This is a genomic window from Arsenophonus sp. ENCA (assembly GCF_002287155.1).
GTDB lineage: Bacteria > Pseudomonadota > Gammaproteobacteria > Enterobacterales > Enterobacteriaceae > Arsenophonus > Arsenophonus nilaparvatae.
Window position 1 is genome coordinate 1 of the sequence record NZ_NHNG01000409.1, and the last position, 6,523, is coordinate 6,523.

8 protein-coding genes are annotated in these 6,523 nt (G+C 32.9%); 3 read left to right on the forward strand and 5 right to left on the reverse strand.

Annotated elements, in window-relative coordinates:
- A partial coding sequence (locus CBG25_RS10660; protein ID WP_290604297.1) for a transposase occupies nt 1–233 on the forward strand: 233 nt, incomplete at its 5' end.
- 181 nt (nt 234–414) lie between these two features.
- On the opposite strand, the gene CBG25_RS10665 is transcribed toward CBG25_RS10660, so the two are convergent.
- From CBG25_RS10665 to CBG25_RS10680, 4 genes are all read right to left on the reverse strand, one after another.
- Nucleotides 415–687 (reverse strand): hypothetical protein, encoded by a 273-nt coding sequence (locus CBG25_RS10665; protein ID WP_290606561.1) that lies wholly within the window; start codon nt 685–687, stop codon nt 415–417.
- 146 nt (nt 688–833) lie between these two features.
- Complete coding sequence (locus tag CBG25_RS10670) at nt 834–1,166, reverse strand: hypothetical protein (protein WP_290606563.1); 333 nt, start codon at nt 1,164–1,166, stop codon at nt 834–836.
- Between the two features lie 402 nt (nt 1,167–1,568).
- A complete protein-coding gene (locus tag CBG25_RS10675; RefSeq protein ID WP_290606565.1) occupies nt 1,569–2,795 on the reverse strand; it encodes a hypothetical protein in 1,227 nt (408 codons plus the stop codon).
- A 198-nt stretch (nt 2,796–2,993) separates the two neighbouring features.
- A complete protein-coding gene (locus CBG25_RS10680) occupies nt 2,994–3,539 on the reverse strand; it encodes a TetR/AcrR family transcriptional regulator (RefSeq protein ID WP_290606567.1) in 546 nt (181 codons plus the stop codon).
- 110 nt (nt 3,540–3,649) lie between these two features.
- On the opposite strand from CBG25_RS10680, the gene CBG25_RS10685 reads away from it, so the two are divergent.
- Both CBG25_RS10685 and CBG25_RS10690 read left to right on the forward strand, forming a co-directional pair.
- Complete coding sequence (locus CBG25_RS10685) at nt 3,650–5,146, forward strand: MFS transporter (RefSeq protein ID WP_290606569.1); 1,497 nt, start codon at nt 3,650–3,652, stop codon at nt 5,144–5,146.
- Between the two features lie 153 nt (nt 5,147–5,299).
- Nucleotides 5,300–5,650: a metalloregulator ArsR/SmtB family transcription factor gene (locus CBG25_RS10690; RefSeq protein ID WP_290606571.1), complete on the forward strand. Its 351-nt coding sequence runs from the start codon at nt 5,300–5,302 to the stop codon at nt 5,648–5,650.
- Nucleotides 5,651–5,740: 90 nt separating this feature from the next.
- Here the strand turns inward: CBG25_RS10690 and blaOXA are convergent, their stop codons facing one another.
- Nucleotides 5,741–6,382, reverse strand: coding sequence for a class D beta-lactamase (gene blaOXA / locus CBG25_RS10695; RefSeq protein WP_290606573.1), 642 nt, complete (start codon nt 6,380–6,382; stop codon nt 5,741–5,743).
- Between the last annotated feature and the right edge of the window lie 141 nt (nt 6,383–6,523).

The window sequence follows — 6,523 nt, forward strand, 5'->3', positions numbered from 1 at the left end:
GTAAAGGCCATCGAAACAAACCGTTGTCCAAGACTCAGCAAGGGCGAAACCACAGGATTGCAAAGACTAGGGCACGGGTTGAACATGCATTTGCGGCGATGGAACAAATGGGTAGAAAACTGATCCGCACCATTGGACAGGTGCGCGCTAATTTTGCCATGACGATGATGGCAGCATGTTACAACCTAAAGCGGTTGGCGTACTTCCAGAGCGCGTGCATCGTGGCTTTCTGACGCCCAGAATGGGTCAAATGGCCCTAGCCAGGGCAATGTGCGATAGAATCAGTAACGTGATAATCAAAAAAAATCTAATTATTTAGAATGAAAGCCAAGGGTTAATTGAAAATCTTGAGTTTTTCGAGGTGCCCAACAGCGTAAAATTTACTTCAATCACCGAAACACCCTTATTTCACTATTAAGCAACACGCTTACTACCTCCTGAATATCTTCTAATAGAGAAATCTAATAGTTGCTTGGTATCGGTATTTTCGACAGAAAGTGCTTCCTCTAATTTCATACAGATATTTTTAACATGAAAATCAGCTAATTGTTCTCTCTCATTAATATTTTTTGTTTTTTCATAAATTTTATCACATTGATATAAGGTAAAGTTGCCTACTTTTAATTTATATCCCCAGTCGTCATTGGCATCTTTTGGCGTAATTTCTAATTTACACGAGTTTCGCACCAATAAAAAAACGCTCTATTTTTAAGTTTAATTCAGCATGATATATAAATAGTCAAAACCTTATAAATCAAATACAACTTATTGTAATTTAAGAAAATTTATTTTTTTTAGTAACTTGCAGATTAATCATTGCTTTTAAGCCATTTTTAGAATTTTATATGCCTGTGCGAAACTCGTGATTTAAATTGATTGTAATGTTTGGGAAGTGCCAGTTTTCTAAGTTGGATAAATTTTTCCAACCGAGTTGATTCGGGGTTAGAAACATCAGTATTTTTTACATCTTGAATGGTTTCAAACAGTTGTTCTATTTTTTGGCGTCTGACGCCACCTTTAAACCAATCCATTATGGAATCAATAAAATCGGATACGTTTTTTATTTTGGTTGCTTCATTTAAGCTATTAGCCGCCAAAATCTGATTAAACTTGCTATCACTAATTGTTAATGATGTTGTTTTTGGTAGAGAAAAGCTTATATCCATAATATCCTCAAAAAATCAGTCAAACCTTAGTGTTGGTTTTGATTATTTAATATAATCAGCAAAAACTTAGAATAAAATTATTAACATCTTCTAAATTATATGAATTGTAAAATTGTTATGTATTATAAAAATGATTTAATTTTTTTCATATTCGATTATTTGGTTAAATTATAATTATTGGTGATTGTGCTTGTTGTTTTATTAAGTTAAATTTATATGTTTAATATAATTTTATTTTTAATTAAAAATATTTTTTATATCTATTTTCGTAAATGCAATCAAAAATATATTTATTAGTAAAATAAAAACCATCTAATAAAAGATAATTTTTTAATTATTTTTTATTCAGTTAGATTTCTGTCTTTGATACAGAATATTATCTATATTAAACTGTTATTTAAATTATTCACGAAATGGATTTAATGCCTCACTATAATTTTGTTTTTTTGTGACTAAAGACGTTAATGTATTTGTTGTGCTGGAGACTTCTGGCTGACTTTTTTTAGTTGCAATTAATTTTTGCAGTAATTTTTTGCTATCATCAATAACATCAGTTTGCTCTAAAACGCCATGATTAATATTTTCTAAAAATGCTGCCTTTTCTTTTTTATTAAGGTTTTGCGTGATAGTACTAATTTTACATGTTGGGCAAAGGGATTTTATTATATTTTCAATACATACACTATTAGCTGGTACATTTTCTAATTTAGTTATTAGGCTTTCATAAAATTCTTTTATTAATTCATTTCTTTTTTCACGGCTATCAAGTATAGTTTTAGAAGTTAAATTTAATTTAACATATCTTATATTGGTATCGTAATAAATATTTTTATCATCACCGCTGGCTGGGCTTAATAAGAAAACTTGCTTAGATGGTGAAACGATGCCTAATATTAAATGTTTTTTATTAGTAAAATTATTTTTTTTCTCAATAAAAGTTAAACTAGTATAACCCTCTTGATAGGTTTCTCTCAGTTTAGCACCAATACTTTTTTGGTTATATATTATTGGTTCATTAGGGTTATTTATTTTTAACACAACGCTATTATGTTCTTTATTATTTATATTATCATCTAATTTTTGCTTTATATTTTTGGCTATAGTCAAAAGAGATTCATCTTTATAAGTATAATCATATTCATGCGCCAAAATATCACTCACTAAAAGTTTTTTTATTTCCTCAAAAGTCTTATTAACATAAGATTTACTTTCATTATATTGACCCAAGTGAAAAACACGAACTTTTTTATATTCGATAATAGTTTCGTATCTGTTTTCGTTATTAGAAAATCTTTGTGTTAATTTTAATCTTTCACCTTTAGGTAAAGATATGAATATTACTTTTTCTTCAGATTGCTGATTTTCAATGCTGTTGAGGGAAGATAATAAATTTTTAGTTATTGCAATACATTCAGCTCTTGATTTTTCTTTTCTGTGATCTTCAATTAAACGTATTACAACATGGCTTATCCCTAATGTTATTATTGATAATAATAATTTACCTTTGTCAGTAAAACTAACATAATTTTCAGGGTCATTAATGATATTATTTATAATACTTGAATTGTTATTATTAATAAGTTTTATTTCAGTATTTAGTTCGGTAGATAATGCGCGATCTATAATCATAATTTTTCCCTAAATTTATATGACTATAGCATATTATCAATATTTATTATCAGAGATCAATTAAATATATATAATGATTATATATATAGACAAATTAACTATATTTTTGGAATATTCAGAGATATGTCTGAATAAACATATGATCGTCAAAATATATCTTTAAATATTCTCTATCTTTATAGTATTTAATTTTTATTTTCATATTTTAGCTGATAAAAACATTTTGATATCAGTGAAAATTTCATCCCACTCTTGCTGATCAATATTCATGAATCCGAAAGCACGTAAAATAAATGCCCCCTCTGTAGCAAAAAAGACAAGCCGAGCACGTCTCCCCACTTCGGTTGAAGTATCTAACTTAGCGATACGTTCACGATACCACTCACGAGTACTATTAAGATATTCTGGTGTTTGCAGTAATGCAGCCATTAAACCTGCACCTTTAGTATTAGACGTTTGCTCAAAATGGTAGGTTGCTTTCATGTGCGCTATTACCTGATTTTCGGCTGAACTATCCTGCGTAAGTTGTTGAAAAAAGATTTCATTGTAAGCTTTTTCCCAGCGATCAAACATTGCATCAATCAGGGCTTCTTTATTACCGAAACAATACTGAACCCCTCCTTTGGAAATTCCCATTGCTTTCGCCACCGCATCGATAGTCAGTGCGCTGACACCTTGTTGGTGAACAATATTTTCGGCTACATCTAATACCTTATCTCTATCTATACTTCTTTGACGCCCCATTAAATAAAACCTCTTTTAAAATACATACGTATGGATTAATATCGTAAGCTTAACGTTAACATTATGGCAGATAAACATACTACATATTTTTTTCTAAATAGAGATTTTTTATGGTTAATACTCATGATAATCGCAGATGGATTGCGCTCCTTTTAATTTCTAGTGTTCTTTTCTTAATTGTCATTGATATGACAGTGCTTTATACAGCATTGCCTACTTTAACCCATGAACTCCATGCCAACGCATCTGAGAAATTGTGGATTATCAATGCTTATCCATTGGTGGTTGCCGGATTATTGCCAGCCGCGGGTATGCTAAGTGATCGCATTGGTCATAAGAAAATGCTGATCATTGGTTTACCGCTTTTTGCATTAGCTTCACTTTGTGCTGCATTCTCGCCTAATGCAGAAAGTTTGATTGCTGCTAGAGTCTTTTTGGCGCTTGGTGCCGCGATGATGATGCCAGCAACTTTATCAATTGTTCGTCATATTTTTACTGAGCCTCAAGAACGATCACTAGCGATTGGTATTTGGTCAGCGGTTGCTGCTGGTGGCGCTGCGGTTGGACCTTTAGTAGGTGGTTTATTACTGGAATATTTTTGGTGGGGATCGGTATTTTTAATTAATGTGCCTGTTGTTATGTTGGTGCTACCTTTTTCAGTGAGTTTGATCCCAAATTGTGGTGGAACAAACAAACGTGCTATTGATTTTTTAGGCTCATTATTAATTTTAGTCGGTTTAGTTGGGCTGATTTATGCATTAAAAGAGTTAAGCAAACCCAATTTTTCTTTACTTGAATTTTGTGCTGCTGCCTTGATTGGCGTCATCTTTATGCTGTTTTTTGTATTACGCCAGCGCAAACAATCGCAACCGATGATTGATTTTTCTTTATTCAGTAATCGATTGTTTTCAGCGGGAGTAATTATCGCCGTTATTACTATGAGTGTAATTGTTGGCATTGAATTAGTTTTAAGTCAACGCTTACAGTTAGTACTTGGTTTCACACCATTACAAGCTGCGCTTTGTATCCTTCCAATACCAATTGGTTCCGTGCTTGCATTACCATTGACCTGTTTACTGTTACCTCGTTTTGGCGAGAGATTAACGACCGTGGTAGGTTTTATATTAACGCTGGTTGGGGTAATAGGGATGATCCTGTTCTATCAGAGCGCTATTACTTTGTTGTTGATTAATTTATTCATGATTGGTATCGGTATGGGAATGGTATTTACCGCTGCATCTACCACAATTATGCTCAATGCGCCTGATGAAAAGTCCGGTATGGCAGCTTCTATTGAAGACGTTGCTTATGAGCTGGGTAGTGTATTAGGCGTTACCATATTGGGCGGCATGATGACGGCAATTTATAGTTATACTCTTTTTGTTCCCGAACAGCTAACAATTGATGCGCGAGTTTATGACAGTATCGATGAAGCATTAAGCACGGCATCAACGATGGATAAAGATCAGGCTCAGATATTGATAATGGAAGCGAGTAAAGCCTTTGATACTTCTTTTGTTGTTGTTTTTATTACCATTGTTTGCATATTGTTAGTTAGCACTGTGATTTTACAACGTATGTTGCGCCCTTTAATCAAAAAATCATGATGATATGAATTTTTGTGCTGTTTTAGATCTTACAAGAAGTTTTAGTGATTGTTTTTTGTAAAGCTAGTTGTTGGCGTTGTTCTATCTCAGGGATAGTGAGCTGATCCTAACATTCTATTACTGAAAATATAACCGGTTAGAGGTAAATTAGAGATGGAGTTACAGTCATTGCAGTTTTTTAAAAATTTGTCTGATGAAACAAGATTTAGGATCGTAGTACTTTTGCGAGAAATGGGGGAGCTTTGTGTTTATCATCTTTGTATTGCACTTGAGCAACCACAAACTAAAATATCTCGTCATTTAGCCATGTTAAAAAAGAGTGGGTTGCTACAAAATCGTAAGGAAGGGAAATGGGTTTTTTATCGACTTTCTTCACAGATTTCTCCATGGGTTATGCAAATTATTGAGTCTGTATGGTCAAATCAACACCAACTAATCGACTTAATGGCTAAAAAATTGATACCAGAAAATTTGCCTGCACGGAGTATTAATTTCTCACTCTAGAATAAAACGCAATAGCGTGCAATGTGAGCAACCTTTTATTTATCTATTTGTTACTAATCAGAATAATTTAGTATTCCGATTAGTAATTTTTTAAATAATTTTTAATTTTGCTAAACACTGTAAAGTCAATGATTCGCGTTTTGACACTGCTTTATCATCTGAGATCGCGACATTGAGGGCAAAACTTTTTATTTTACCGTCAGCGTTTTCCACCCATCCAACATACCAGCCGGTACGCTCACCATTAATATTGGCTAAGCCACTTTTAGCATAAATTTTAATATTGGCAGTCTGTTTGATAAGTAGCATATTAGCTACTTCACTTTGAATGCTTTTATCAATAGGTAGTTGTTTATTGGCTAATTTATAAATAAATTGGGCTTGTTCTTGCGGGCTAATTTTTAATGGGCCGTCTAACCAAAATTTGGTAACATCATTGCCTATTTTTCTATTACCGTAGTGCAAACGATAAAGTTCTTTTTTCATTATTGCCAGACCCGTACGTTTTGCAATCTCTTGATATACAGGGACAGCGGATAATTTCATTGCTTCTTGCATATTCATATCTTTATTCCAACTACTAAGATATCTGGGCTGTCCATCCCATTTAGAAATTTCGTTAATAGTCACTTTTTGATTTTTTAAAGCAATTAAGGCATTAACAATTTTAAATGTTGATGCAGGAACATATTGGGTTACTGCACGTTTTATTTGGTCGCCATAGTTGGGCACCTCGAAAAACCTAAGCCGAGTTTGATTTTGCTGATAAAGTTATCGGAAGCTGGTCTACTGAGCTAACCACCATGAAGAAACGCAGCGCCATTAAGAATGACCTCTTTGCAAACCAGTATCACCAACAGACGATCGACAAGT